This window comes from Nostoc sp. FACHB-888, from assembly GCF_014696655.1.
Classification (GTDB): Bacteria; Cyanobacteriota; Cyanobacteriia; order Cyanobacteriales; family Nostocaceae; genus Nostoc.
The window spans coordinates 1-26,397 of the sequence record NZ_JACJQM010000023.1 but is presented as its reverse complement, the minus strand read 5'-3'; the positions used below and the strand labels follow the sequence as shown (position 1 = coordinate 26,397).

23 protein-coding genes are annotated in these 26,397 nt (G+C 42.2%); 11 read left to right on the top strand and 12 right to left on the bottom strand.

Going from position 1 to position 26,397, the window contains the following annotated elements:
* Positions 1 to 433: 433 nt before the first annotated feature.
* On the top strand, positions 434 to 1,396 hold the full coding sequence (locus H6G26_RS16190) for a GUN4 domain-containing protein (protein WP_190730233.1): 963 nt from the start codon (positions 434 to 436) through the stop codon (positions 1,394 to 1,396).
* A 41-nt stretch (positions 1,397 to 1,437) separates the two neighbouring features.
* On the opposite strand, the gene H6G26_RS16185 is transcribed toward H6G26_RS16190, so the two are convergent.
* The 4 genes from H6G26_RS16185 to H6G26_RS16170 all read right to left on the bottom strand — a co-directional run bounded on the left by H6G26_RS16185 (position 1,438) and on the right by H6G26_RS16170 (position 4,231).
* Entirely contained in the window at positions 1,438 to 1,725 is a 288-nt protein-coding gene (locus H6G26_RS16185) for a hypothetical protein (protein ID WP_242053742.1), read from the bottom strand.
* 153 nt (positions 1,726 to 1,878) lie between these two features.
* Positions 1,879 to 2,214, bottom strand: coding sequence for a transposase (locus H6G26_RS16180; protein WP_242053740.1), 336 nt, complete (start codon positions 2,212 to 2,214; stop codon positions 1,879 to 1,881).
* A gap of 252 nt (positions 2,215 to 2,466) precedes the next feature.
* The gene (locus H6G26_RS16175) at positions 2,467 to 3,369 is read right to left on the bottom strand and encodes a S1 RNA-binding domain-containing protein (RefSeq protein ID WP_190730232.1); all 903 of its coding nucleotides are present in this window, start codon (positions 3,367 to 3,369) and stop codon (positions 2,467 to 2,469) included.
* A 121-nt stretch (positions 3,370 to 3,490) separates the two neighbouring features.
* The gene (locus H6G26_RS16170; RefSeq protein ID WP_190730297.1) at positions 3,491 to 4,231 is read right to left on the bottom strand and encodes a dienelactone hydrolase family protein; all 741 of its coding nucleotides are present in this window, start codon (positions 4,229 to 4,231) and stop codon (positions 3,491 to 3,493) included.
* 317 nt (positions 4,232 to 4,548) lie between these two features.
* Between H6G26_RS16170 and H6G26_RS16165 the strand changes: the two genes are divergently transcribed.
* Together H6G26_RS16165 and H6G26_RS16160 are read left to right on the top strand one after the other, a co-directional pair.
* The gene (locus tag H6G26_RS16165; protein ID WP_190730231.1) at positions 4,549 to 5,532 is read left to right on the top strand and encodes a GntR family transcriptional regulator; all 984 of its coding nucleotides are present in this window, start codon (positions 4,549 to 4,551) and stop codon (positions 5,530 to 5,532) included.
* A 44-nt stretch (positions 5,533 to 5,576) separates the two neighbouring features.
* Complete coding sequence (locus H6G26_RS16160; RefSeq protein WP_190730230.1) at positions 5,577 to 6,773, top strand: FAD-dependent oxidoreductase; 1,197 nt, start codon at positions 5,577 to 5,579, stop codon at positions 6,771 to 6,773.
* 12 nt (positions 6,774 to 6,785) lie between these two features.
* Here H6G26_RS16160 and H6G26_RS16155 read toward each other — a convergent pair whose 3' ends face one another.
* The 4 genes from H6G26_RS16155 to tig form a co-directional block, all read right to left on the bottom strand.
* Positions 6,786 to 7,700 carry an alpha/beta hydrolase gene (locus H6G26_RS16155; RefSeq protein WP_190730229.1) on the bottom strand — a complete coding sequence of 305 codons (915 nt, stop codon included), beginning with the start codon at positions 7,698 to 7,700 and terminating at the stop codon, positions 6,786 to 6,788.
* A gap of 104 nt (positions 7,701 to 7,804) precedes the next feature.
* Positions 7,805 to 9,145, bottom strand: coding sequence for an ATP-dependent protease ATP-binding subunit ClpX (clpX, locus tag H6G26_RS16150; RefSeq protein WP_190730228.1), 1,341 nt, complete (start codon positions 9,143 to 9,145; stop codon positions 7,805 to 7,807).
* Positions 9,146 to 9,154: 9 nt separating this feature from the next.
* Positions 9,155 to 9,853: an ATP-dependent Clp endopeptidase proteolytic subunit ClpP gene (gene clpP / locus H6G26_RS16145; RefSeq protein ID WP_190730227.1), complete on the bottom strand. Its 699-nt coding sequence runs from the start codon at positions 9,851 to 9,853 to the stop codon at positions 9,155 to 9,157.
* Positions 9,854 to 10,189: 336 nt separating this feature from the next.
* A complete protein-coding gene (tig, locus tag H6G26_RS16140; RefSeq protein WP_190730226.1) occupies positions 10,190 to 11,623 on the bottom strand; it encodes a trigger factor in 1,434 nt (477 codons plus the stop codon).
* Positions 11,624 to 12,639: 1,016 nt separating this feature from the next.
* On the opposite strand from tig, the gene H6G26_RS16135 reads away from it, so the two are divergent.
* From H6G26_RS16135 to H6G26_RS16120, 4 genes are all read left to right on the top strand, one after another.
* Complete coding sequence (locus H6G26_RS16135) at positions 12,640 to 13,683, top strand: aspartate-semialdehyde dehydrogenase (protein WP_190730225.1); 1,044 nt, start codon at positions 12,640 to 12,642, stop codon at positions 13,681 to 13,683.
* 133 nt (positions 13,684 to 13,816) lie between these two features.
* Positions 13,817 to 14,701 (top strand): 4-hydroxy-tetrahydrodipicolinate synthase, encoded by an 885-nt coding sequence (gene dapA, locus H6G26_RS16130; RefSeq protein WP_190730224.1) that lies wholly within the window; start codon positions 13,817 to 13,819, stop codon positions 14,699 to 14,701.
* A 276-nt stretch (positions 14,702 to 14,977) separates the two neighbouring features.
* Positions 14,978 to 16,750: a ribonuclease J gene (locus tag H6G26_RS16125; RefSeq protein ID WP_190730223.1), complete on the top strand. Its 1,773-nt coding sequence runs from the start codon at positions 14,978 to 14,980 to the stop codon at positions 16,748 to 16,750.
* Between the two features lie 148 nt (positions 16,751 to 16,898).
* Complete coding sequence (locus H6G26_RS16120) at positions 16,899 to 17,459, top strand: Uma2 family endonuclease (protein ID WP_190730222.1); 561 nt, start codon at positions 16,899 to 16,901, stop codon at positions 17,457 to 17,459.
* 18 nt (positions 17,460 to 17,477) lie between these two features.
* Here H6G26_RS16120 and H6G26_RS16115 read toward each other — a convergent pair whose 3' ends face one another.
* Positions 17,478 to 18,674 carry an SLC13 family permease gene (locus H6G26_RS16115; protein ID WP_190730221.1) on the bottom strand — a complete coding sequence of 399 codons (1,197 nt, stop codon included), beginning with the start codon at positions 18,672 to 18,674 and terminating at the stop codon, positions 17,478 to 17,480.
* Between the two features lie 523 nt (positions 18,675 to 19,197).
* Here H6G26_RS16115 and H6G26_RS16110 point away from each other — a divergent pair.
* Positions 19,198 to 19,575 (top strand): Mo-dependent nitrogenase C-terminal domain-containing protein, encoded by a 378-nt coding sequence (locus H6G26_RS16110; protein WP_190730220.1) that lies wholly within the window; start codon positions 19,198 to 19,200, stop codon positions 19,573 to 19,575.
* An 84-nt stretch (positions 19,576 to 19,659) separates the two neighbouring features.
* On the opposite strand, the gene H6G26_RS16105 is transcribed toward H6G26_RS16110, so the two are convergent.
* Positions 19,660 to 21,549, bottom strand: a complete 1,890-nt coding sequence (locus tag H6G26_RS16105) for a caspase family protein (RefSeq protein WP_190730219.1) — start codon at positions 21,547 to 21,549, stop codon at positions 19,660 to 19,662.
* 199 nt (positions 21,550 to 21,748) lie between these two features.
* Here H6G26_RS16105 and H6G26_RS16100 point away from each other — a divergent pair, with 199 nt between their 5' ends.
* From H6G26_RS16100 to H6G26_RS16090, 3 genes are all read left to right on the top strand, one after another.
* Positions 21,749 to 22,240 (top strand): hypothetical protein, encoded by a 492-nt coding sequence (locus tag H6G26_RS16100; RefSeq protein WP_190730218.1) that lies wholly within the window; start codon positions 21,749 to 21,751, stop codon positions 22,238 to 22,240.
* Positions 22,241 to 22,408: 168 nt separating this feature from the next.
* Positions 22,409 to 22,579, top strand: a complete 171-nt coding sequence (gene rpmF / locus H6G26_RS16095) for a 50S ribosomal protein L32 (protein WP_190730296.1) — start codon at positions 22,409 to 22,411, stop codon at positions 22,577 to 22,579.
* 278 nt (positions 22,580 to 22,857) lie between these two features.
* Positions 22,858 to 23,463 (top strand): sulfite oxidase-like oxidoreductase, encoded by a 606-nt coding sequence (locus H6G26_RS16090; RefSeq protein WP_190730295.1) that lies wholly within the window; start codon positions 22,858 to 22,860, stop codon positions 23,461 to 23,463.
* 81 nt (positions 23,464 to 23,544) lie between these two features.
* Here the strand turns inward: H6G26_RS16090 and H6G26_RS16085 are convergent, their stop codons facing one another.
* Together H6G26_RS16085 and H6G26_RS16080 are read right to left on the bottom strand one after the other, a co-directional pair.
* Entirely contained in the window at positions 23,545 to 24,927 is a 1,383-nt protein-coding gene (locus H6G26_RS16085) for an aldehyde dehydrogenase (protein ID WP_190730217.1), read from the bottom strand.
* A gap of 154 nt (positions 24,928 to 25,081) precedes the next feature.
* Complete coding sequence (locus H6G26_RS16080) at positions 25,082 to 26,236, bottom strand: hybrid sensor histidine kinase/response regulator (protein WP_190730216.1); 1,155 nt, start codon at positions 26,234 to 26,236, stop codon at positions 25,082 to 25,084.
* Positions 26,237 to 26,397 lie beyond the last annotated feature (161 nt).

Genomic DNA, 26,397 nt, shown 5'->3' with positions numbered 1-26,397 from the left:
TTGAACAGAGATATGAGCATATTTTTATACTTTGTTACCACGCTCAAGATATCCTCACGCCAACTAAGCCAATAAGTCATACCTTATTTATCTTAATACTTCAAAAATGATCCCCCATATCTTTGTAGATGCAGGGGATAGGTTAATGCGGTTTGCAGTTGAGTCCAATACAGACCTAACCCCCAACCCCTTTCCTGCTAGCGTTGGAGAGTAAAACTCAATCTTACGAGGTAGATTTTGATTTGTATAACCGGGAATGACCTTCGTTAGGGCTTAAATTAGTACTAATATCCCAGGTTTCGTTGCTTTTTACCTAGAATTTACGGCATTCTATATACTGAGTTGGAACCGTTGAAGAAGAATTTAAAGTAGTAAGTATAATGCATTGGCAATTAATGCCAGTATAAAGAAGTAGATGGAAGGAGACTTATGGATGAGTGACGGAGATCAGTTTGATGTCTTCCTTTGCCACAATAGCAAAGACAAGCCTGAAGTTATAGAAATTGCTAATGAATTAACAAGACAAGAAATTAAACCTTGGCTAGACAAATGGGAACTTCGTCCTGGTTTAGCATGGCAGTCTTTACTAGAAGAACAAATAGAAAATATTAAATCAGCAGCAGTTTTTGTAGGTAGCAGTGGACTTGGCCCCTGGCAAAGTACAGAGATGAGAGCTTTTTTAAACGAATTTGTAGAGAGAGGCTGTCCCGTAATTCCCGTTTTGCTTGGGAATACACCACAGCAGCCTAAACTCCCAATTTTTCTTAGGGGTCATACGTGGGTTGACTTTCGTACAGATACTGAGGCTATGGAGCAGTTAATTCGGGGTATTACTGGAAAACCGCCAAAGCGAAAACCAAAGCTACAACCAGTAATTCAAGCCGATGACCTCAGTTCTGAGAAGGGAGTAAACTACACGCGATTGCGAGATTTGCTAGCAGCAGGCAAGTGGAAAGAAGCGGATGAGGAAACTTTAGCTGTTATGCTCAAGGTATCTAGCAGGGAAAAGGAAGGCTGGTTTGATTACGAATCCATCACAAATTTTCCCTGTACTGACTTACGCACCATTGACCAACTTTGGGTAAAATACAGCAATGGGCGCTTTGGCTTTAGCGTTCAGAAGAAAATTTATCTGAGCGTTGCTGGGAAGGCAGACGGTAAATATTATCAAGAAGCGTGGGAAAAATTTGGCGATCGCGTAGGATGGACTAGAGAAGGAAACTGGATTACAAAAGAAGATGTAGTTTATAACACTTTAGCACCAGACGGACATCTCCCTTCGGACACCTACTATGGATTACGGACACCTACTGAGCACGGATATGCTCTGTGGGGTGAAATGAGGCTTATGAGAACTTCTTTTTTCGCATCGAGACTTGTGAACTGTAACATCTAAGCACTTCAGACTTTTAAAAATATTTGTAACAGACTTATTTTCTACAAAATAATCAACATTTCCGAGATCCGATATCTGGCACTGGCGGCAAATCCTCGGTATATAGCAGCGCATTCATCTAAAGTCCTTCCCAATTGCAAAAATGCCGGATGCCATTGAGTGATGCCATCGTTACTCAATCTGTCATGAATGCCATAGTTGCTGAAATCATAGAAAAATCCTTGCTGCACTCCTGCCGCTTTGGGGTTAGCGTGGATATATCGCAGAGTATTTAACGCTCTTTTTGTGTCTGTGTTAGCAAAACCTATACTGTAATATCGAAATGGCACTAAGAAAAGCGCAAATGTATTATTTACAAGGGTTTCATCATTTGGGAAAAATGTAGACTAATGAAGCAGCGATCGCAAACTGAGAGTTGCAGATTATTCTGATTCCCGGTCTTAAAACTATTAGTTTTCTAAACCCCTTATCAGGCAACTATTTCAGCTTTTCTTAGTGCCATTCCTGTAATATCGTTTTTCCCAAAAGTGTCCGGTACGGTTAAGCATCCGGTTAAAGCACATGGCAGTGTACCAGTTTAGCCAGTGCATAATTTTGGGTAATTCTTCTGGCTGTTTGGGTTCCACCAGGTAATGGACATGATTGCTCATAATGCAAAGAGCATAGAGTTTAAACCCATATTTCTCTTTTGCTTTCTTAATCGCGTAGAGAAACACCTCCCGACACTCCAGGCGAGTGAGGCGAAATTCGCGGTTATTACAACGAGTGGTGATGTGATAGCAAAATCCAGGTTGAAAATTTCGTGGTGAACGAGTCATAAACAATTCGTCATTAAAAGTTTTCCCAATTTAAAATCCCCTCATATCTTTGTAGATACAGGGGGAGTATTAACAATTCAAAATTCAAAATTCAAAATTGTTTTATAGCTTTTCCCGATCAAATGAGGTAGATCATAGCCCCCTCTCGAAGAGCGGGGAGGGGGTTGGGGGTGGGGTTCTTGTATCTCACCAGATCGGAGAACGCTATAGATGGAGATTTAAACGCTTTGTGCAAGCAGCCCATTTCAAAACTTATTCAGCAGCTTTGTTATTAGCTCTATTAGCACGCGCCTCAGCCGAAGCCATCACCTCATCCATATTCTCTAGCACTTCGCCAGGGAAGTTTTCCAAAACTCTGGTAGAAAGAGCAACCCGCCCTTTACCCTCATCCAAGTCAATAATTACAGCTTTAATTTGCTGACCAACTTGAAATACCTTTTCTAATGAGTCGATGAATTTTTGGCTTACCTGCTTGATATGAAGCAAGGCCCCCATACCATTTAAATCAACAAACACACCAAAAGGTTTAATGCCAGTAACTTTACCTTCTACCAGTTGACCTAGTTCTAATAAGCTGAAGTTGCTAGAACGAGTTGCTAATCGCTGGGAAAGGATGAGTTTGTTGGTGTTTTTATTGATTTCCAAAAAGCCTACAGTCAGATTTTGACCTTTGAGTGCTTCTAAATTATCACGCTCTGCCAGGTGCGATCGCGGAATAAATCCTCGTAAGGAGAGAATATCGACGGTAACACCACCTTTATTCACACCCATAACCCGAACTTGCACAGTCTGAGCATTTTCCTGCATTTCCGCCAATCGTTCCCAGATGTGCTGAATTTCCAACTGCTTTCTAGAAAGGGTGACTTGACCTTCTGCATCTTGATCTCGGATAATCAAAAACTGCATTTCCTCTTGCAATGGCAGCACTTCCGATAAATCGGTAACTGCTCTCAAAGAAGCCTCATCGCGCGGCAGAAAAGCTGACGACTTACCACCAATATCGACATAGGCTCCATCATGGTCAAGTTGGAACACTTTGCCATGTACAACCTGTCCCTTTTGAAACTGGTAGTCGTGTTTTTCTAGTGCTTTGGCAAAATCGTCCATTGTAAACGACGAATTGGCTGTTTGAGATAGTTTCGATTCGGAATTCATGACTTTTGAAGATTAATTGTTATTTGATTGGTGCAACTGGAGTTTAGATTGTCATTAGTCACTTGTCATTTGTCATTCGTCAGTTGTCGTTTATTATTCACTAATGACTAATGACTAATGACTAATTCAGTTGACTAAAGAGTTGTTTGACTTGCTCCCAAGCATCAGCAGCAGCTTTAGGATTATAACTGGCACGACGGTCACAGAAAAATCCGTGATCAGCTCCATCGTAGCGGAACACACGATGAGGAATTTTATATTTTTCTAACTCTGCTTCAATCTCATCTACTTGTTCGGTTGGGATGCTAGCATCTGCTGTGCCAAAGAAGGCATAGAGAGTACCTGGAATTTCTCTGGTGCGGGTGACAGTGGGAGCGCCACCTCCTGGTGTGCGAGTAGTAATTCCAGCACCGTAGAAGGAAGCTGTAGCTTTAATATCTGGTAAGGTAGCTGCAAGATATGCGACATGACCACCAAAGCAGAAACCAATACAGCCAAAACTATCTTTTTTGACTTGAGGCAGATTTTTGAGGTAGTCAATTGCTAATTGAATATCGCTCAATAACTCTGAGGCTTTAGTTTGCATGGCGTAGCCTCTGCCCGTTTCAATATCTTCGGGTGTGTATCCGGTTTCAAAACCAGGAGCAGTTCGTTGAAAAAGTGCAGGTGCGATCGCAACATACCCAAGTTTGGCAATCCGTTCTGTAACATCCCGAATGTGAACGTTAACACCAAAAATCTCTTGTAATACCACGACTCCTGGGTAAGATCCAGATTCTTTTGGCTCTGCCAAATAACCTGACACTTCAATATTATCTTGCAAAAGATTAACCGTTGTGGTAATTATTGCTTGCTCTGTCATAATAATTTTTACCAGTGCTATGTGATTAGCTGTATCTTGATTTGATATAACTATGCCAGTATGCCCAGGTTTTTCCGAAATTAAATTATCAATTACCAATAATGAGCGCATTAGAAATTTGTACCAGAAAAACTTTATGTGTAAATAAAATATTTAATATGTAGCAAATGCAGCTAGACACCAAAGGAGGCTGAGTTAAAAGTGCTGAGTGCTGAGTATTAAAGCAACACTTGTATACTCCTCACTCCCTAGTACGCGATTAATCGCGTTTCTCCCCCGCTCCAAAACTCAGCACTTAGTATTCAGGAGGTTTGCTGATGATTCAATTCCGTATTCAGCCAGACAGCGAAATTCCGGCATCAACCCAGCTGTTTAATCAAATCCGGTTTGCGATCGCTTCTCGGCAATATCCCCCTGCTTACAAGTTGCCAAGCACAAGGGCACTAGCAATGCAAACTGGGTTACACCGCAACACCATTAGCAAAGTTTACCGTCAACTGGAGGAAGACGGATTTGTTGAAAGTATGGCTGGTTCGGGAATTTATGTTCGTCCCCAAGGCCATGAGGGGGGTAGCAGGCTGCAATCACCAATACTCAAACAAAATCCTGATGCATATCAAGTTGTCCAGAAAGCACTTGATGATCTGCTCACCCAAGGATGTTCACTCAATCAAGCCAGAGAGCTATTTTTAGCAGAAATTGACTGGCGCTTGCGTTGTAGTGCGCGGGTACTGGTTGCAGTTCCATCCTATGATATGGGCGCTGGTGAGTTAATGGTATATGAATTAGAGCGATCGCTAAAAATCCCAGTCCAGTTGGTAGCAATGGAAGAATTAACAGCTGTGTTAGATAAAACTACCTCTGCAACAGTAGTTACAAGTCGGTATTTTATCAGTAATGTGGAAGCGATCGCAGCTCCTAAAGCTGCACGAGTAATTCCTCTGGATATCTACGACTACAGCAAAGAACTCAGCCTATTGAAAACCCTACCAAAAGAAAACTGTGTAGGCATAGTTAGCCTCAGTTCCGGGATTGCACGAGCAGCAGAAGTCATCCTCCACGGTCTCCGAGGAGATGAACTATTAGTGATGACTGCACAACCAAAAGATGTTTATAAACTTCAAGCTATGGTTAAACGGGCTGAGGTAATCATAAGTGATCAAGCCAGTTTTGCGGCAGTGCAAGCAGCAGTGCAAGCATCTGATGAAGATATTATTCGTCCACCGAAGCTGATTAAGGTTGAAAATTATATCGGTACTAACTCGATTAACTTGCTAAAACGAGAACTGGGTTTGGGTTAATCCAAAGATAATTCGACCAATATCTATACAGGAGGGCTAAGGTAGTGCAAATTGTGATTGTGGGCGCAGGCCCAACAGGTGTAACACTTGCCCTGCTCCTTGTAAAACGTGGTATTACTGTAACGTTAATTGAAGCAGCAAAAGACTTTCATCGTGTTTTTCGCGGTGAAGGATTAATGCCCAGTGGGTTAGATGCCTTAGAGCAAATGGGGCTATCCCCATTGTTAGAGCATATTCCCCATCGACAACTCGACGCGTGGGAATTCATTTTGGGGGAAAAGCAGTTGTTTCGAGTTGATGAACCAATGGGAGCAACCCGACCCTGTACACTGGTTTCACAACCACCGCTACTCAATGCACTGATTTCTGAAGCTCAAACCAAGGATGGGTTTGAATTTATCCAGGGTGTTCCGGTCAAAGATTTATGCTGGAGTAATCAACGTGTCGCAGGTGTAGTACTAAGCGATGGGAGAGAACTAACTGCTGACTTAGTGATTGGGGCAGATGGTCGAAATTCTTTTGTGCGGCAACGTGTAGGATTGGAATTGGTACGCCAGCCCAAAAATATTGATATTCTCTGGTTTAAGCTTGCCGCCAGTCCTGAGTTTGCAACCGATAATGTGTTTCGTACTATTGTAAATAGCGATCGCACATTTAGCATCTTTCATGGAGCAGAAGAAGGGAAACTGCATCTAGCCTGGGTAATGTCGGCAACCGAAAACACTGACTCCAAGCAAGCCAACTGGGCAGAGATTTTTGCCTCACTATCACCCTCATGGCTAGCAGAACATTTTCGTAATCATGCAGACACCATCGAATCCCCCATTCGGCTTTCTGTTGTGGTAGGTTATTGTCCACAATGGCACGCACCAGGGATATTGCTTCTGGGTGACGCTGCACACCCAATGTCTCCTGTCCGCGCTCAAGGAATTAATCTAGCATTTCGTGATGTGATTATCGCGGCTAATCATCTTGTACCACTGTTGCACAGAGAAGCTGGACACCAGGATATTGACATGGCATTATCGCAAATCCAAGCAGAACGTGAGCCAGAAATTATCCGCGCCCAGCAACTCCAGTTAGAGGAAGCTACACAAGGCGAACTACTGCGAAAAAATGCACTGCTGCGATCGCTGTTGATTAAACTTGCTCCCTTACTCGGTAAAATAATTAAAAAGTCTTGGTTAAGGCGACAATATAAAATGCGTCAAGGTATCACAGAGGTACACTTAACCGTGTGAACTACCCCGCAGTCAACAGTCAACAGGTGTCTTAATTTGCAAAAACTCTTGTACTCGTTGCAAGTAAGTTGGCGCATCTTCCAACATTGGGAAATGCGCTGTGTTGCGAATCATCACAAATTCCACTTTGTCACTTAGTGCAGCTGCTTGACGCCCCATCTCGGCTGGAATAATTTTGTCATACTCCCCCGCCACGAGTAGAGTCGGCACTGTCAGCTTGGCAAACTCTTGCGGCATCACTTCAGATTGAGCCTTACTGACTGAAGTAAAAATTGTTCCTAAAGCCGCATCGTAATCTGCTTCGAGAAAATCTTCCAAAAAAGCTTGCCGCTCAGAATGTGGAATGGAACTATGTAGAAATCTGGCCATAAACATTCGGTCAACAAATGGAATTTTGCTTAACCACTTGGGACGGAATTTAACTACATAGCCACCAAATTTATGAAAGGCACTAAAGGATTTTTCGTCGTACTCAAAAACGCCGCTACAGGTTAAAATTCCTCGTTCCACTCGTTGGGGGTAGCGGTTAAAAAATAAAGTAGCAACAGACGCGCCCATTGAATGAGCATTGATATAGACACCCTGAAGATGCAACCCATCTAACAAAGCTGCCAAATCATCAGCGTATTCCTCTAATTCATAGGTTAAGTCTCTGATTGCCTGTGATTCTTCTTGGAGGGACTCAGATTCGGCAACAGCTTCACTTGCTTCGGCTATGGTTGGCTTCCCACCAGAACGGCCAAATCCCCGCATATCGTAGAGTAAACAATCAAATTGCTCCGATAAAGCATTGGCGGTATTTTGCCAATACCTAGCTGAACCAGCCCAACCGTGAATGAAAACCATCACTGGTTTTACCAAAGAACCAGATGGTTTTTTCACCCATTCGTAGTAATGCTCAACCCCACGAACATTAATATAAGGCATTAGTCATTTGTCCTTTGTCAGTTGTCATTAGTCATTTTCCCTTATTAAATGGCTATTAGTCTTTAGTTTTTGACTAATAACCAATGACTAATGACTAATGACTATTAAGCTGATTCCGGCTTCGGTAGTGAAGATGGATGTATTATCAGTTCGGCAGTCGATCGCTTCTCAACCATCTCCCGTGTTACTGTACAACGTGTCACATCCTTACGGGACGGTAACTCGTACATTACATCCAGCATCAGTTCTTCGACAATGCCTCGTAGCGCTCTGGCACCAGTTTTACGCCGATAGGCTTCTTGAGCGATCGCTCGTAAAGCTTCTGGTTTAAAATCTAACTGGACATTATCCATCTTCAGCAGTTTTTGGTACTGCTTCACTAAGGCGCTGCGTGGTTGGGTGAGAATCGCCATTAGTGCTTCTTCATCTAGCGGATCGACTACTGCTACCATTGGCACGCGCCCAATAAATTCTGGAATCATGCCAAATTTTACTAAATCATCCGGTGCTAGATGGCGGAGAGTATCTGCTGCTCGTTTTTCCTTCGTTTGGCCTTCTCCAGGTTGCACAAAGCCTATTGCTTTTTTGCCAACTCTCTGATCCACAACCTTTTCTAGACCTACGAAAGCACCACCACAGACGAATAAAATATTACTTGTATCAATCTGGATGCAGTCTTGATAGGGATGCTTGCGCCCTCCTTGGGGTGGTACATTGGCGATCGTTCCCTCTAACATTTTCAGCAAGGCTTGCTGCACGCCTTCGCCAGAAACATCGCGGGTAATTGACGGGTTCTCACTCTTGCGGGCAATTTTGTCAATTTCATCAATGTAGATAATTCCTCGTTGCGCTTCTTCTATATCCAAATCTGCCACCTGTAACAGTCGCAGCAAGATATTTTCTACGTCTTCTCCCACATACCCTGCTTCTGTCAGCGTTGTAGCATCAGCGACGGCAAAGGGTACATCCAGAATTTTCGCTAGGGTTTGCGCTAAGAGAGTTTTCCCGCAACCAGTTGGGCCAATTAACAAAATGTTAGACTTTTGCAGTTCTACAGCATCATCTGCCGCACCTTTGCCACTGGCTTTAGATTGAATGACCGCCAACCGCTTGTAGTGATTGTAAACGGCTACTGACAGCACTTTCTTGGCTTCGTCTTGACCAATTACGTGTTCGTCTAGATAATTTTTAATCTCTCTTGGCTTGGGTATTTGATTAAACGAAATACTAGAAGATTGGGTACGTCGTTTTTGAGGTGGTTCTGCTCTTGGTGCCGGTTGTGCTGCCGCACCATTGGTATCGAGTAACTCCTCGTCTAGTATTTCATTACACAAGTCAACGCATTCATCGCAGATGTAGACTCCCGGCCCCGCGATTAATTTACGCACCTGCTCTTGAGACTTGCCGCAAAACGAACATTTTAAATGGGAGTCGTACTTAGACATACCAGCCTCTTATTTCAGAATGGTGACGTTTTCCCCTGCTGTGGGAAGATTTTGCCTGGAAATGACCTGATCAATCAAACCGTAGTTCTTTGCCTCTTCTGCCGACATAAAGAAGTCGCGCTCAGTATCTGCTTCAATTCTTTCTATGGGTTGACCAGTGTGATGAGCCATTAACTCATTCAACTTACCCTTAATGTAAAGAATTTCTCTGGCTTGAATTTCAATGTCAATGGCTTGACCCTGAGCGCCACCAAGTGGTTGGTGAATCATAATCCGGGAGTCGGGCAGAGACATTCGCTTACCGGCAGCCCCTGCTGTCAACAAAAATGCCCCCATGCTCGCGGCTAATCCAAAACAGATGGTAACAACATCAGGGCGAATTTGCTGTATTGTATCATAGATTGCCATGCCTGCGTAGACCGAGCCGCCAGGAGAATTAACATACAGTTGGATGTCTTTTTCTGAGTCTTCGGCGTCTAGGAATAACAACTGAGCCACAATTGAGTTGGCTACGGTATCGTCTATTGGCGTTCCCAAAAAGATAATCCGCTCTCGCAGCAAGCGGGAGTAGATGTCGAAAGCCCTTTCTCCCATGCCAGATTGTTCCACCACCATCGGCACGATGTTGCTAGGGCTGTTCAACTGGGAGTTAATGTTTATTCGACTTTGGTTGCTGATGGGGTAGTTTCCCGACTGCGATACAAGCATACAAGCTTTCTTTGACGATAATTTAGGACAAATGTTTCAGCAGCAAATGCTGCCTTTTCGACGAATAGGATTTTTATAGCTACGTGTTAACCATTATGCCTCATATAATTTCCTCCCGTGTAACACAGTATCAAGCTCAGGGGATAATATGTGTCACAATTTGCTTAAAATTCATTAATTTTTTAATTATTCTGCCTTCATCCCTGAGTTTTGAAGAGTTAAGAGTCAAGAGGCATTGGTTATTTATCCCCCTGCTCCCTCATCTCCTTTAGCTTACCCATTTCACCAGTACTTTTAACTTAGAACTGGTGAACTATATGGCTGTGGGATTTTTAATTATCCTTCTGTGACTTCTGTCGAAGCTTCGCTACTTTCTTCCTCTGCTTGCTCTGCATCAGCATCTGATTCTGCGGCTTCTATTTCCTCTGCGGGACTTAAGGAGCCTTCGGGTACAAGTTCAACTGAGGAATGTTCTAAAAGCCAATCGATGGTTTTTTCGGTTAATAGTTCGTTTTCCACGATTGAGCGCAGTCTATCTTCATCAACGTCTTGCTCATCTGGGTACTGTTCCAAAAGTTCTCTAACTCTGGTTGCAATTTCTTCTGGTGTTACCTCAATAGATTCGCGTTTCCCAACTTCCCGCAAGGATAAAGAGCGTTTGATCCGCTCAATTGCTTCAGTACGCGATCGCTCACGCAATTGAGGAATAATATCTTGAGTAAACAACTTCCTTACATCCAATCCCTGTTGAGACAGCCGCATTGCTGTTTGCGTTAGCATTGCATCCACTTCTTGCTCAATCAAGGTTGCTGGTAAGTCAACTTCTACGTGGTTGAGCAGTTCCGTTAACAAGGCTTCCTGTTTATTTGCTTTTGTTTTGTCGTCTGCCTCTTTTTGATATTGCTCTACCAAAGAAGCGCGTAACTCCTCTAAGGTTTCAAAATCGCTGATTTCTTGGGCGAAATCGTCATTTACTTCTGGTAGTTCCTTTTCTTTGAGTTCTTTGAGCGTTACGGTGAAAGTTGCCGCTTTTCCAGCTAAATCTTCATTAGCATACGGATCTGGGAACTGTGCCGCAATTTCTTTGGTTTCCTCAGGATTCATTCCTATTATTCCAGCAATAAAGCCTGGAATAAACTTATCTTCCTGCAATTCAACTTGAAAATCAGTTGCTTCGGCTCCAGGAATCGGTTCTAGTTCAGTTGTTTCGTCTTCACCCTCCACTCTGGCGAATGAACCTTTAAAATCGACTACGGCAATATCGCCAATTTGGGCTGCACGTCCTTCCACAGGAATCAATGTCGCCAATTCTTGACGTTCCTTATCAAGGTTTGCGTCTACTCGTTCTGGATCGTACTTGACTTCTTCAGCCTTGGCTTGCAGATCAGTGTACTGAACTAAATTCACTTCGGGTTCTACATCGACAGCGATCGAAATCGTCAGGGGTTTTCCAGGTTCATAATTCGTAATTAAATCCTCAAAAGAGGAGCGCAATTGCGGCTGACCTATTGCCGGGATAGCTTCTTGTTTGACTGCTTGCTCAATGCCGTCTTGAATTAGTTCTTCCAGCGCTGCTGCTTTGATACGAGTTGTACCCAGTTGTTGTAGCAATATTGGCCGAGGTACCTTGCCTTTACGAAACCCAGGAATATTGGCAGTACTCGCTAATTTTTTAATGACCTGTTCGTAAGTTTGCTTGGTAATTTCCGACGTAATCTCTATTTCCAGACCAATTTGGCTGGCGGGAAGTTTTTCCTGGGTAACTTTCATGCTTCGTCTCTAGTTTTCTGGTATTTTAATCTCCGAGTACACATAAGACGCAATAATTGTTCGCGTTTATGGCTTGATGTCTCTTAAGGAGGATGGGAAATTGTCATAAAGCTTCATGACATGACATCCAAGGATGGATACTGTGTCCTGCCACAGAGATCCAGTTTACTGCCAATAGCCAAGGACTTGACAATTTACTCTCATAACAATTATTGACACTTCCAGGCATAAGAGCGTCTGGGCTTCTTGCCTAATATTTGTAATAACTGCTGAATCTATTGCGGATTGGGAAGAGTTTAACAAAGAACCAGGGAGAAGGGGGCTATTAGCTGCTAACTTTTCACGTTATCTGGAAAAGTCCACGAAAACCTAACCTCTTAACCCCCTTCCCGTATCGGGAAGGGGGAAAATTCAATCCCTATTCGCCAGCCCCTAATCTTCAGTTGGTGTGAATTTAGCACTGAAAACCCAGGAATTAATTCTTCAGTGGGCTACCACCGTGATATCCTGGTTTTCAGCCAGTAGTTTAGTATTTTAAAGTTATAGCATTGACTTTAGCTATCTTGTGGTGCGCGAGTAAATCTGCTGCCTAGCCACATAGCTCGATTTTATGGTTTGCCGATTTTACAACATTTGCATCATAATACATTCATCATCCTGGCAACCCAATTTACAGCCAAGATGTTTATTCACCTTACAAATCAAACGCCTAAGTGCAGATATATCTATATTTTATGCTAAATGGCGGTTTGTTGTATAATATTACAATAATCTAGTTTTAGATACATGAAAAAATCGAACGGCGGTTTTGTAAAATGCAATATCAATTAACTTAATTAAATAACCAAGCAAATAAATTTATTAAATCTATCTTTATAGATTTAATTAGAAAAAAATCTAAATCTATTCAAACTTTATTTCTAAAGCTGCGATCGCTATTTAAATATAAGCAAAATAAGCACATAGTCAATTGTTCCAAAAAATTGCAGATAAATATTTTAAAGGAGGAAGCAAATTTGTCAAAATCCTATCGTTTAGCTATTTTGGGAGCAACTGGTGCAGTTGGCACAGAGTTGCTGGAATTATTAGAAGTACGTGATTTCCCGATTGCTGACTTAAAGTTATTGGCATCAGAGCGGAGTGTCGGGCGATCGCTAAGGTTTAAAGGTGAGAATATACCAGTAGAGCCAGTGAGCGATCGCGCCTTTGAAAATGTCGATATAGTACTAGCCAGTGCAGGTGGTTCTATATCCAAAACTTGGGCAACAGTTGCCGTCGAAAAAGGCGCAGTGGTAATTGACAACTCCAGTGCCTTTCGGATGAACCCGGAAGTTCCTTTAGTAGTGCCAGAGGTGAATCCACAAGCCGCAGCTAATCATCAAGGCATTATTGCTAACCCCAATTGCACAACAATTTTAATGAGTGTGGCAGTATGGCCATTACATAAAGTTAAACCAGTGCAACGTATCGTAGCTTCAACCTACCAATCTGCTAGTGGTGCTGGTGCTAGAGCAATGGCAGAAGTCAAAATCCAAACAAGCGCTATACTACAAGGACAGCCACCAGTTGCTGAGGTATTGCCTTACCCACTGGCATTTAATTTATTCCCCCATAACTCTCCATTAAACGATTTGGGTTATTGTGAGGAAGAAATGAAAATGGTCAACGAAACCCGAAAAATATTTGGCACGCAGCAAATCAGAATCACTGCGACCTGTATACGGGTTCCCGTACTCCGCGCCCATTCAGAAGCCATTAATTTAGAATTTGAGACTCCCTTTAGTGCAGAGGAAGCCAGAGAAATTTTAAATTCCTCTCCTGGAGTTAAATTGGTAGAGAATTGGGAAACTAATTATTTTCCGATGCCAATTGAAGCAACTGGTAGAGATGAAGTTTTAGTGGGAAGAATTCGTCAAGATATTTCTCATAGCTGTGGCTTGGAATTATGGTTGTGCGGCGACCAAATCCGCAAAGGCGCAGCATTGAATGCAGTACAAATCGCCGAATTACTAGTAGAACAAAACCTACTCAAACCTGCTAAAGCTTACGTTTCAAGCTAGTCATTAGTAAAAATAAACAACTAATGAAAAAAAGCAAATGTGCAAATTACTGTTGAAAGTAATTTGCAGATAGGTTATTACAAGAGAAAACCACCAAGATATAAAAATATGGCTAATCAGGAGTGAAAACAGGGTGGGAGATTTTGGCAATGTTTTAACCGCTATGATTACGCCGTTTAAAGCAGATGGGAGTGTCAATTATGATGTAGCGGCAGAACTGGCAGCACATCTAGCTAATAACGGCACAGATACATTGGTGGTATGCGGCACAACAGGGGAATCCCCTACCCTGACTTGGGATGAGGAATATCAGTTGTTTGTCGAGGTACTGAAATCTGTGGCAGGAAAAGCCAAGGTGATCGCAGGTTGTGGTTCAAATTCCACCAAAGAAGCGATCGCAGCTACCCAAAAAGCGTCTAAAATAGGAGTACATGGTTCCTTACAAGTTGTCCCTTATTACAACAAACCGCCACAAGCGGGATTGGAAGCGCACTTTCAGGCAATAGCACAAGCCTGTCCCGACTTACCATTGTTGTTATACAATGTCCCAGGTCGTACCGGGCAAAACCTTCAGCCAGAAACAGTTGCCCGGTTAGCTAAGGTTAGCAATATTGTCGGGATTAAAGAATCCACTGGTAATATAGATCAGGCAAGCGAAATTCGTCGCTTGACACCAAAAGAATTCCACATCTATTCTGGTGATGATTACATGACTTTGCCCTTGTTAGCGATCGGGGCAAAGGGTGTAGTAAGTGTGGCTTCTCATCTGGTAGGAAACCAACTACAGCAGATGATCCAAGCTTTTAGTGCGGGTAAAATTGAGGTAGCAAGGGACATTCATCTCCAACTCTTCCCGTTGTTTAAAGCTTTATTTCTCACTTCAAATCCCATTCCAGTGAAAGAAGCACTCAAACTTCAAGGTTGGGAGGTTGGTTCAACTCGTCCGCCACTATGTGAAGCTGATTTAGAAGTAAGTCAAAAGTTAGAAGCGGTTCTGAAAGAACTTAGTTTAATCTAGCCACCATGCGATTAAACGTTGTTATGCCGCTTTCTAAAGATACATATAAACAATGCTCATAATTGTTCATAAGTTGCAATTTAAAAATCTGTGCTAGGACTGATAGACATACTATAAATTCTTCAGTGTACAGTCGATTTTATTGAATAAAAAATTGAAATCTTCAATTAAAACTTGATTGCTTTGGGACTGGATTAAGAGACAAATGATGTTGTCTTAAATACAAGTTCGTTAACTATCAACTAAATTAACCACAAGTAACGATCTAAGGAGAAAATGGCTAAAAACGAAGCTAATAATTCCGCCTTGAAAATTATTCCTTTGGGCGGTTTACACGAAATTGGGAAAAATACCTGTCTTTTTGAATATGACGATGAAATTATCCTGCTAGATGCAGGATTGGCTTTTCCCACAGAGGCGATGCATGGAGTAAATATTGTTTTGCCAGATACGACCTATCTGCGGGAAAATCGCCACAAAATTAAAGGGATGATCGTTACTCACGGTCATGAAGACCATATTGGCGGGATTGCTTTCCATCTCAAGCAATTTGATATCCCCGTAATTTATGGGCCCAGGCTAGCAATGGCAATGCTAGAGGGTAAATTGGAAGAAGCAGGAGTGCGCGATCGCACAGAAATCAGAACAGTTCTACCACGCGATGTGGTGCGAATTGGCAAAAACTTTTTAGTTGAATATATCCGCAACACCCACTCCATTGCTGATAGTTTCACTGTTGCCATTCATACTCCTCTAGGTGTAGTCATTCACACAGGGGATTTTAAAATTGACCATACCCCAGTGGATGGTGAAAAGTTTGACTTGCAGCGGTTAGCAGAACATGGTGAAAAAGGCGTTCTTTGTCTGCTAAGTGATTCCACTAATGCTGAAGTTCCAGGGTTTACACCTTCGGAACGTTCAGTTTATCCAAATCTTGAGAGAGTATTTAGTCAAGCCACTGGGCGATTATTTGTCACTACCTTTGCTTCTAGCGTCCATCGCATCAACATGATTTTGGATATCGCCAAGAAGCAAAATCGTGTAGTGACGATTGTGGGGCGTTCAATGCTGAACTTGATTGCTCATGCCCGGAATTTAGGTTACATCAAGTGTGAAGATAATCTGCTGCAACCATTGCACGCAGTCCGCAATCTACCTGATGAAAGAGTACTGATTTTAACTACAGGCTCTCAGGGTGAAACGATGGCAGCAATGACCCGCATTGCCAACAAAGAACATCCTCACATTAAAATCCGCGAAGGAGATACAGTAGTATTCTCTGCTAACCCAATTCCCGGAAATACGATCGCAGTAGTCAACACCATTGATAAATTAATGATTCAAGGTGCAAAAGTGGTCTATGGTCGGGATAAAGGGATTCACGTTTCCGGTCACGGCTGTCAGGAAGAGCAAAAGCTGATGATTGCCTTAACTCGACCCAAGTTCTTTGTGCCATTTCACGGCGAACATCGGATGCTAGTGAAGCACGCAGAAACGGCTCAGAGTATGGGCATTCCTTCAGAAAACATGATCATTATTCAGAATGGTGATATTGTCGAACTGACTGAAGATGCTATTCGCGTCGCTGGTAAAGTGCCATCTGGTATCGAATTGGTGGATACCACTAGTTCCGGTATGGTAAGTGCCAAAGTGCTGCAAGAACGGCAACGCATGGCTTCAGAAGGCATTATCACGATCGCAGCTGCCATTGATTGGAATGGTAAACTGTTGGCAAAACCAGAAGTTCACCTACGGGGTGTAGTTACAAGTGTAGAGCGATCGCTGCTACAAACCTGGGTAAAACAACGCATTGAAGAAATCCTCACTGTGCGCTGGACAGAATTTGCACCTAGCGAAGGCGAAGCAGCAGATATAGACTGGGGTGGATTGCAAGGAACTTTAGAACGAGAATTGCAACGTTCCATCCGTCGGGAATTGCAATGTCAGCCATCTGTGACTCTGTTGATGCAAATCCCTGATGAACCGCCTGTGAAAGTTGCTGATGGCAGAAGACGGCGCACTCGGACTGCTGCTCAAGTAGCATCGTAGAGAATTTAATATAAAAATCTCACGCTAAAGCGCAGAGACGTAGATTTTTTCTAACGTCTTTGCGCTTTGCCGTGAGATATAGTCTTTTATTATGGGTATAGAAACCTCAGTAAATAGTACTTGCCTATAGCTCTTGAAGGCGATCGCTATGACTAAAACACCAATAAAAATTAATACACTTGAAGAATATATCAATTTTAATGACGGTACAGACAAGCAATATGAACTTGAGGATGGGGTGCTGCTAGAAATGCCTCCTGGTACTGGTAAGCATGAGGCGATTATCACCTTACTCTTAGTTCGCTTCTTTTTAGAAATTCAAAAAATGGGGCTGCCTTTACAACCGCGTCCTAACGGTACAGAGGTGCTGACCAATAAACAACCCAGGCGACCTGATATTTGTGTAATTACTAACCAACAGGCACAAAGTATTGAGAGTACTTCGGCTATCCTCAAAACTGCTCCACCCCTATTAGTTGAGGTGGTAAGTCCTGAATCTGTTGAGCGGGACTATAACCAAAAAACCTCTGAGTATGCAGCTATTAGTGTGGTCGAGTATTGGATTGTTGATCCCTTAAAAAATAAGGTGACGGTGTGTTTGCTAAACAATGGTAGTTATAAGCGAACTGTGTTTACTGGAAACCAGCAAATTATTTCTCAAACATTCGCAGAACTAACCCTGACAGCCCAGCAGGTGTTTTCAGCTTAGGGTTGTTGCTACATATCCTCAATGAACCCAGAGGTACACTAAAACCAAAGTACACACTGTTAAAGGCGCTCCAAACCTTAGATGTTCCCAAAAAGTTAACTTGTAACCTAAATCAGCAGCAGCTTCTACAGTAATCAGGTTGGCGACTGCGCCAAATAAGGTTAAATTCCCTGCCAATGTTGAGCCTGCTGCTAGCAATAACCAAGACTTAGTATCACCTTGAGAAATCAGCGGTTGTAATAAGAGTACAGCCGGAACATTAGAAATCAAGTTAGATAAAACGACAGTTACACCCAATAAACTCGCGGCAGAGTTTACTGTGTGAGTCAATGGCTGGAGCAAATTCAACTTTTGTGTGACTCGCGTCAGGATAAACAATCCAGAAAACATTACCAGCAGGTTCCAATCCACCTTTTGCAAAATGCGCTGGGGTTTAACCCGCCGAGTAATTAGCAACAAACTAGCAGCAACTAAAGCAGACTGCGCTAAGGGTAAGCCAACAGTAAATGCAATTAGCAGCCCAGTTGTAATGACTAATGTTTTATTAAATAAGGGTTTATAAATCCGTTGGTTGGTGGTGGGTAATATTTGGCAAGGTTTGACTGAGCGGACATCGGGGTAAAGTAGCCACAGTAATATCACCTGAATTACCAACCCTGCTAGGGCAACTGGGGCCAATACACGCAGAAAATCTAGATAGGAGATACCTGAAAAGGAGCCAATCAAAATATTTTGGGGATTACCGCTCAAAGTTGCTACCGAGCCTATATTAGTTGCACCTGCGATTGCTAGTAAATAAGGTATCGGATTTAAACCCAAAGCTTGGGTCAAACTCAAGGTTAATGGTGTAAAAACTAGCGCCAGAGTGTCATTGAGAAAAAAGGCAGAGAGAATACCACTACCAAAAGTTAAAGCCATCAACAAACCTAGAGGACTGCGAGTGATACTCAATATCACTGATAGCGATCGTCTAAAGAACCCTGCATAGGATAGGTTTGCATTAACTACCATCATGCTCAACAGAAATACGATGGTATTGGCATCAATAGCCTGCCATGCTTCCTCTAAATTCAGAACACCTAAAGCAATTAAAAAGGCAGAACCGACCAAAGCAATGGTGGCGCGGTTCATGCGTAAACCAGGAATGTAACCCAATGCTAACCCCAGATAAGTTAGCCCTAAGACGCTATAGACTGCAAATTGAAGAAAAATCACTTTCTTTACTGAGGCTTTGCGACGACCGATTCATGACTAGCCGCTTTGCATCTACTGCGAAAGCCAACCCACTTGGCTTTAAAGCGTAGCAGCGTCTACAGATTTCTCTCTGCTTCTACGAAATTCAGCCAGCAATAAAAAAGATGCGAGAACGTGGGAAGTGGGAATACCGGGGGGAAAAGCGCCTGCTAGGGTTTTACTGATATTTATACTTAGCAAAAATGCTCTCAAGAATATCTGATATTAAGTTCTGTAAATGTTACACTAATACCTATCCAATGATGGATGTCTTTATTAAAATTTAAACTATATCAAGTTATGAACAAGATCGTAATATTACACTACCGATCCCCAGAAAATTGCGATTAACTTGACGTAGTAATAAATTAGGTTCTGACTTAAGTGGCTAATCAGGTATTACATTATATCGCAGTCAGAACGCGATTTTTCTGGAAAAGTTAGTTGCCACATTGTATATATTCATCAAAAAGATGAATAACCTCAATAACACAGAGGATTAACCATGAAGGTATTCGACAATACCACAAAAAAGATTTTTCTGGCAAGCTGGGTATCGATCAATCAAGCAGAGACTAGTGACGACAAAGCAACCCAGCTAAACCCTTCTATTTCCAAGCCTTACTGGGATATTCTCCAACCCCTACGGCAGCGTGTAGAAAATATTCAAATCCGCGATCGCCAACTAGCTCACCGCTTGTGTAAATTGATTCCATCTCAGTGTCCCTTTGAGCGAGATGTCAAATTATTTGGGAAAACCCTGTTTCACATTCCGCCCATGTGTAAACTCAACCCCTTATATGAAGAAGTGGTTGGTTTACGTTTCCGAGCGCTGTGCTATCTAGCTGATGAATGCAGCGAAGATGTATCACAGTACTGCTGAGTGCTAAGAGTAAAGTTGAGGAGTCAGGAGTAAGGAATTAAAAAAAATATAACTCCTAACTCCTAACTCCCTGCTATTTTTTTACTATTTTTTTTGCCATTTTTGGATGGCATCCTGAGCATCTTCGTAAGCGGCCGTCTCCTCTGGCACTAAAGCAGCTGTTGCGATCGCGGCATTACGTTCTCCTTGGGCAGCGCGACGCTTGGCCAAGTCTAAAATTTTCTCACTCCATTTATTGATCGATTTTTGGGCAGTATCGAAGCCAGGTTGACCTGGTGGTACTTTCCTAGCAACTTCGATCGCACGATTGTAGGTAGATGCCTGTCCAGACTTAATTAAAGCATTAGCTGCATCTAAAAGAGTTTTGTTACTCACGTACTGCTTGCCCTCTAGACGCCACAGGTTTATTGCTGCTTGTGCTTTCGCGTAGGGGGCTTCATCTTTGGTGATTAATCGAGCGGCAGCGATAGCGCTAGCATACTGTCTTTGTTTAGCACGACCCTCTGCTAAATCTAAAATCATCCGGCTCCAAATCTTAATATTCTCCTGAGCTTGTTCGTACAGTGGTTCACCGGGTTTAATTTTCCGGGCTGTAGCGATCGCCATGCTCAAATCACTAGCTTGAGTTTGTTTGAGCGACATTTTCGCCAAGTCTAAGACTGCTTGATTTCGCTTTTCTGACTCTGAACTAGAAGTTATTTGGGCGCTAGATTGATTTTTAAATCTAACTTCCGGAGTGCGTAGGCGTAGCCCGTCGTAGACATCGCTTGGTAAATTCTCGATAACCTGGCGATCGCTAGCAGTAGCATTGGGTGATGTGCTTGATATTTGCTTAATTCTAAAAGTTTCTTGATTACGAAGAAAAACTACGGCGATTAAACCTGCTACCAGCAGGCTGCCTCCGCCCCATAAAATAAACTGTTTCCAAAAAGGGATGCTTGGTTGATTCGATGGCAATCGAGAGACGTAACCTTTGGAAGAATTGGGGATAAATCTTCCCTTTGGATTCGCTCCTAAAGAAGTTTCCGCTATTGGCTGGGAAACTAAGCTAGTAGCTGACTCCTGAACTGGTTGAGCTTTAGACTTTTCGACCTTGTGTTGGGAGGAATTCACAATAGCTTCTCCCCATCTACCCCGTTCTGCTAAAGTTCTAGGGTAATCGTCAAGGGGAGGAGCCGCACGGGCAATAGCAAAAGATTCTTCAGGATAAATCACTGCTTCTGATTGGAAATCACTTTCCATTGCTAATTCTGGCAAGATTACCTGCGTCCTTGATGGGATGATCGTGGCAGGGTTTTGCACAGGACGCCAGTGGTGGTGGCATAATTTTGGCATAAGCAGGCTTAAGTAGCTTTCTAAATCTGCCAAATTACTGCCATTACCAGAACGCAAAGCTTCTAACAAGGCTGCTGTAAAGAATCCGTGACCTAGTTCGCTACTTTCATGGGAAAATTGCTCTGGTTGACAAGAAAGAATTGTCGCAAGTTGTAGTTCTTGGGTTAATTCTATTGTTTCTTCACCAACGGGAGCATCAGCTTGAGTGCCAAAAGCGCGGTTGATATCGAGTAGTAGCAATACATTCAACTCAGCAAGTTGCAGGCTTTGCATTAGCGATCGCAATTCTATGCCAGTCTCTTGTACGAGTTCGGGGTTACCTTCTACTGGCATTAAGTAATCTTTGCCTTGGTAGTTGACCCCATAACCGCTAAAGAATAACCACAGATAATCTTCCGGTTGCCAACTTGTCGCTGCCAAATCCTCAAGCAGCAGCAGAATATTCTCTTTAGTCGGATAAGTTGATCTGTCGCCAATCGGTGGCGAGGTGTCCGTCATGACTAGACAGTGTTTGGGGAGAAAACCTGCCTCTGTCACCAAAAAATCCTCTACTGCCTCAGCATCTGCTTGGGCACAACTTAAAGGTTGAAATAACTGATATTGATTGATGCCAATCGCGATCGCCCAGTAATTTGCCATCCCGCTCTTTGTCAGTTATTGTTTGCTGGTCTTAAAATTGCGGTTAGCTTTGCTAAAAAAACAAAGCTAACCTATGTCTTATAGTCTAGATGATTCTGATCGAATCTTAAGTTAGAATGTAATTTTTATTACGTTAGATATTCGGGAAATACTTCCACCTAATTTCAATAACAGATCATCACTAAGGAGATAAAAGGTCATGAGCAAGACTTATGCTCACCTACCATCATCGATCACTCCCTTTTCAGTTATTAGCCAAATTGCCAGAAGAATCCGGATAGTTCCTTTAGTAATTTTGCTCATATCTACGGTTCCTGCGTGGTTTTTGACGGAAGCGATCGCGCCTCAGGTTGTGCGAGCTTACACCGCTAGAATTGATCTAGCTATTGACCGTCTGCCGGAAGAAAACTATGAAACCATTCTCCGGAGGGCGGAAGCAGCCGCTAGGGCAGCCGCTCAGAGAAGCTTCGACCAAGATATCTTGGTAACTGATGTTTCAATCATAGTATCCGTACAAAATTATGGATCGATCGCACCAGTTCTGACATTAGATGTTAGTCGTCCCCAATGGCGATCGCGTCCCGATGCTCAAAATTGGGCGACTTATTTTAAAACTGCGCGATCATTACTTTTCTTTGAAAATAGCTCTAATGCAGTTCCAGCAGCTAGCAGTCTACCAACCCAAAAATGACGAGTTTAGCTTGACACGGGCTTCAGGAGATGAAAAGAGGTAATTGGAATTCCCTCTACCCCATGCCCTACTTCAGTCTCAACCGATCAATTAAATTTACCTGTTGTTCTTCGCGTCATTGGATGGCCTAGAATAAGAAGGTTGTCAAAAATCGCAATATCTGCTGACATGGCTGTTCCTAAGAAGAAAACTTCCAAATCAAAACGAGATAAACGTCGAGCTACCTGGAGGCACAAAGCCGTCATCGAAGCTCAAAAAGCCCTCTCTTTGGGTAAGTCAATTTTGACTGGACGTTCTACATTTGTCTATCCAACTGCTGAAGAAGAGGAAGAATCATAATTCTCCAGTCAGGAAAAGCATAAACAGCACCAATCTTCTTACCACTGGATAAACGCTTTTTATTAGCTTTCCTGATTGCATTTTGAATTATAGATACTCTAAACAAGCTCATTAGATCGAGAAAAATTGGTAGTGAGTAATTGGGAATATCCATTACCCATTACCTATTATCGATGAGTAATGATCAAGTAATCATATAGAAAGTAAAAAATTTGGTGCTGTTGGCAACTCAGCAAAAAGCTTGTAAATATCTTAAGAAAAACAAGTTTTCTCTAACTATGCTAGGAAAATTTTTTCAGAAACCAGGGAATGAAGAGGGGGAACGCGTTCCTCCTGGTCAACACTTAGCTAAAGGTTTCCCCGTATTAACTTACGGTGCAACTCCCCAAGTCAGCACTCAGGAATGGGAGTTTCGAGTTTGGGGTTTGGCAAAGTCTGCTACCTTTAGTTGGTCAGACTTTATGGCGCTGCCTCAACATGAATTCACAGCAGACTTCCACTGTGTAACGCGCTGGTCTAAACTCGATGTTAAATGGACTGGCATTAAAGTTATAGATTTCATGGGTCTGATTGAGCTAGAACCGAAAGTAGCCCATATTATGGAACACTGCTACGGCGGCTACACTACCAATATTTCTGTAGAAGATTTTATGCGCGAAGAAAACTTCTTTGCCTTTAAAGTCTTTGGCGAAGACCTTCCATCTGAACACGGTGGCCCAATGCGGCTAGTTGTACCCCATCTTTATGCTTGGAAAAGTGCTAAGTGGATTAATGGTTTAGAGTTTTTAGCTGGTGAAGAACTTGGTTTTTGGGAACGCAATGGCTACCACCGCCGTGGTGAACCTTGGGCTGAGGAGCGTTACAGTAATGCTTTTGGGTTTTAAAAGTTCAGAAGGGAATAGGTTACAGGTTATGGGTTACAGTCAAGAAAAACTGTACCCTATAACCTGTATCCTTTAACCTTTTTATCCCAAAAATTTCTTGATTATTGGTAATTTGCCTTCATAAGGAGCGTATCGCCATTTTAAATCGAGCCAGAATGAGTTTTGCAATACGCTTTTGTTATGGGAAAAGGTGTCAAAACTAGCTTTGCCATGATAGTTGCCAATACCGCTATCTCCCACCCCACCAAATGGTAAAGACGAAACACCAACCTGCATCACTGTATCGTTGATACAAACTCCACCCGATGAAGTTTCCTGCAAAACTCGCTTTTGTAGGTTTTTGTTTTGGGAAAACAAGTATAGCGCCAAGGGTTTAGGTCTAGAGTTAATCAAAGTGATCGCTTCGGCAATGTCAGTATATTCAATAATGGGTAGAATGGGTCCAAAAATTTCTTCCTGCATTACAGAATCTTCTAAGGAGACATTATCAATCACTGTGGGGGCAAGATAACGCTCTGAAGGTTGATTTTCTCCACCGATGATAACTTCACCATCTTTGAGAAAGTTAACCAATCTCTCAAAATGTTTTTGACTGATAATCCTAGCATAATCAGGACTGTTTACAGGATTATCACTATAAAATTCTTTTAGGCATTTTTCCAGCCCATTTATTAAATCTTTTTTGATTGTTTTATTAACTAAAAGATAGTCAGGAGCGATACAAGTTTGTCCAGCATTAATAAATTTGCCCCAAGTAATTCGTCTGACAGTGTGTTCAAGATTAATATCACTATCTACGATACAAGGACTTTTGCCGCCTAATTCTAAAGTAACTGGTGTAAGATATTTTGCTGCTGCTACCATAACGATTTTGCCAACGGCTGTGCCACCAGTAAAAAAGATATGGTCAAATTTTTCTGCAAGTAGTTTTTGACTAGCTTCAACACCCCCTTCCACCACTGCAATATAAGCTGGGTCAAAATGTTTGGCAATAATCTTAGCAATAACATCAGACGTATGAGAAGCAATTTCTGAAGGTTTGAGAATTGCACAATTCCCGGCTGCGATCGCACCTACTAACGGTGAGATAATTAGCTGAAATGGATAGTTCCAAGGCCCGATAATTAAAACAACCCCTAACGGTTCTGGATAAATTCTCGCTGAGTAGGAAAAAAAATCAAAAGAAACGGGTGCTTTTTTGGGCTTAGTCCAGGTTTTGAGATGTTTTATAGCATAATCGATTTCTTTGATGACACCGATTTCTGTAAGGTAACTCTCCACTGTTGGTTTATGTAAATCTGCTTTTAGTGCCTCGACTATTGACTCTTCATGCTCAATGATTGCTTGCCTAAGATTTTTGAGTTGTTCAATACGAAAAGTGACATCTTTAGTTTTGCCACTTTTAAAAAACTCACGCTGATTCTGGATAATATTGCCAATATTAGATAATTCAGTGGTAATCATTGTTTCGTTCCATAAAAAACTATTTATTCAATGTTATCGTTGCTATCTCAGCACACTTAATTTATTAATTTTTATTATTTTCTAATATATAATAATCAAATTATAAGTTATGAATTATCAGGGTAAAAATTCGGTAATTCATAATTTATAACTACTATTTTTCTAATTTTGTAGTCGGTAGAAGGACAATAAATACGCTACCTTTGCCTAACTCAGAATTCAACAAAATAATGCCTTGATGTGCCTCGACAATTCGGCGAGCAAGATAGAGTCCTAAGCCACTACCAGAACTCTTGTGGCTACCTTGACGGAATCGTTCAAATATAGTTGCTTGTTCTTCAGGACGAATACCTGGGCCAGTATCCGCTATCTCAATGCTAATATATTCGACGGAATTAGATTTTTCAGATAACTGAGATTGACTACTTTTATCTAACTGGTGTTGAAAAGTGAAATGAACAGTCACAGACCCAGAGTCGGTAAATTTGATTGCATTGCCAATAAGATTTGTAAATAGACGATGCAATTCTAAGCGATCGCCCATCACTGTGTTTGTGCTTGAATCTTCAGTAAAGTCCAAATTTAGAGACAGTGCTTTGTCTTGAGCTAGAGGTGCCAATTCTCCAGTCACCTCCTCTAGCAATTGCCCCAGATTAACTGGTTGAAATGCCAAAGTTTTGCGACCTGCTTCAAAACGATAAACTTCTAATAAGGTGTTGACCATAGAAAGCAGGTTGATATTGCTACGGGCCATGATGGCGATTACTTCCTGTATTTGGGATGATAATTCTCCTAAAGCGCCTTGTTGAAATAGCATCAACATACGATCAGCCGCCACTAAGGGAGTGCGTAAGTCGTGGGTGAGACGGGAGACAAAATCTTCTCGCTGACGGGCAATTTCATCACGTTCATCCATACTATGCTTCAAACGCAGAAGCGATCGCACTCGTGCCAGCAATTCATCTACTGTTACAGGTTTGCGGATAAAATCATCAGCACCTAAGTCTAATCCGTGGGCGACGTTGGGCGCATCGTGGGCAGTTATCAGCAATATGGGGATATATTGTGGCAATTTCATATCTCCACGAATGTGCTTGGTGACTTCGTACCCATCCATATCTGGCATCATCAGATCCAGCAGAACCAAGTCACAAGGAGAAGCTTTTAATTCTGCCAAGGCCGAAATACCATTTTCTGCGGTGCTAATGGTGTAACCTTCTTCCTCCAAAATAGTTTTGATCAAAAACACGTTATCAGGAGAATCATCAACAACTAGAATTTTGTCAGAGTGAGAAGATTGTGAAGTCATATAGACGCAAGGTATGGGGTAAAAGTAAATTTTTAGGAAAACTGGTTTATTAGTATAGTTTTGGTTCTTCAGTACTTGTTATGCTAAATTCTTAGTTACAAATACAAAACAATATTAAAAATTATATTAAAAAATTACTAAAAGCATTGCAATCATTGACA

What these genes read in the sequence shown, in the direction of transcription:
- H6G26_RS16190 (WP_190730233.1), top strand. Translation starts at nt 434, where the DNA reads ATGAGTGACGGAGATCAGTTTGATGTCTTCCTTTGCCACAATAGCAAA.
- H6G26_RS16175 (WP_190730232.1), bottom strand. Translation starts at nt 3,369, where the DNA reads ATGAATTCCGAATCGAAACTATCTCAAACAGCCAATTCGTCGTTTACA.
- H6G26_RS16080 (WP_190730216.1), bottom strand. Translation starts at nt 26,236, where the DNA reads ATGACTTCACAATCTTCTCACTCTGACAAAATTCTAGTTGTTGATGAT.
- clpP (WP_190730227.1), bottom strand. Translation starts at nt 9,853, where the DNA reads ATGCTTGTATCGCAGTCGGGAAACTACCCCATCAGCAACCAAAGTCGA.
- H6G26_RS16155 (WP_190730229.1), bottom strand. Translation starts at nt 7,700, where the DNA reads ATGCCTTATATTAATGTTCGTGGGGTTGAGCATTACTACGAATGGGTG.
- tig (WP_190730226.1), bottom strand. Translation starts at nt 11,623, where the DNA reads ATGAAAGTTACCCAGGAAAAACTTCCCGCCAGCCAAATTGGTCTGGAA.
- H6G26_RS16125 (WP_190730223.1), top strand. Translation starts at nt 14,978, where the DNA reads ATGGCTAAAAACGAAGCTAATAATTCCGCCTTGAAAATTATTCCTTTG.
- H6G26_RS16165 (WP_190730231.1), top strand. Translation starts at nt 4,549, where the DNA reads ATGATTCAATTCCGTATTCAGCCAGACAGCGAAATTCCGGCATCAACC.
- H6G26_RS16180 (WP_242053740.1), bottom strand. Translation starts at nt 2,214, where the DNA reads ATGACTCGTTCACCACGAAATTTTCAACCTGGATTTTGCTATCACATC.
- H6G26_RS16085 (WP_190730217.1), bottom strand. Translation starts at nt 24,927, where the DNA reads ATGATTACCACTGAATTATCTAATATTGGCAATATTATCCAGAATCAG.
- H6G26_RS16105 (WP_190730219.1), bottom strand. Translation starts at nt 21,549, where the DNA reads ATGGCAAATTACTGGGCGATCGCGATTGGCATCAATCAATATCAGTTA.
- H6G26_RS16120 (WP_190730222.1), top strand. Translation starts at nt 16,899, where the DNA reads ATGACTAAAACACCAATAAAAATTAATACACTTGAAGAATATATCAAT.
- H6G26_RS16110 (WP_190730220.1), top strand. Translation starts at nt 19,198, where the DNA reads ATGAAGGTATTCGACAATACCACAAAAAAGATTTTTCTGGCAAGCTGG.
- rpmF (WP_190730296.1), top strand. Translation starts at nt 22,409, where the DNA reads ATGGCTGTTCCTAAGAAGAAAACTTCCAAATCAAAACGAGATAAACGT.
- H6G26_RS16170 (WP_190730297.1), bottom strand. Translation starts at nt 4,231, where the DNA reads ATGACAGAGCAAGCAATAATTACCACAACGGTTAATCTTTTGCAAGAT.
- H6G26_RS16100 (WP_190730218.1), top strand. Translation starts at nt 21,749, where the DNA reads ATGAGCAAGACTTATGCTCACCTACCATCATCGATCACTCCCTTTTCA.
- H6G26_RS16090 (WP_190730295.1), top strand. Translation starts at nt 22,858, where the DNA reads ATGCTAGGAAAATTTTTTCAGAAACCAGGGAATGAAGAGGGGGAACGC.
- clpX (WP_190730228.1), bottom strand. Translation starts at nt 9,145, where the DNA reads ATGTCTAAGTACGACTCCCATTTAAAATGTTCGTTTTGCGGCAAGTCT.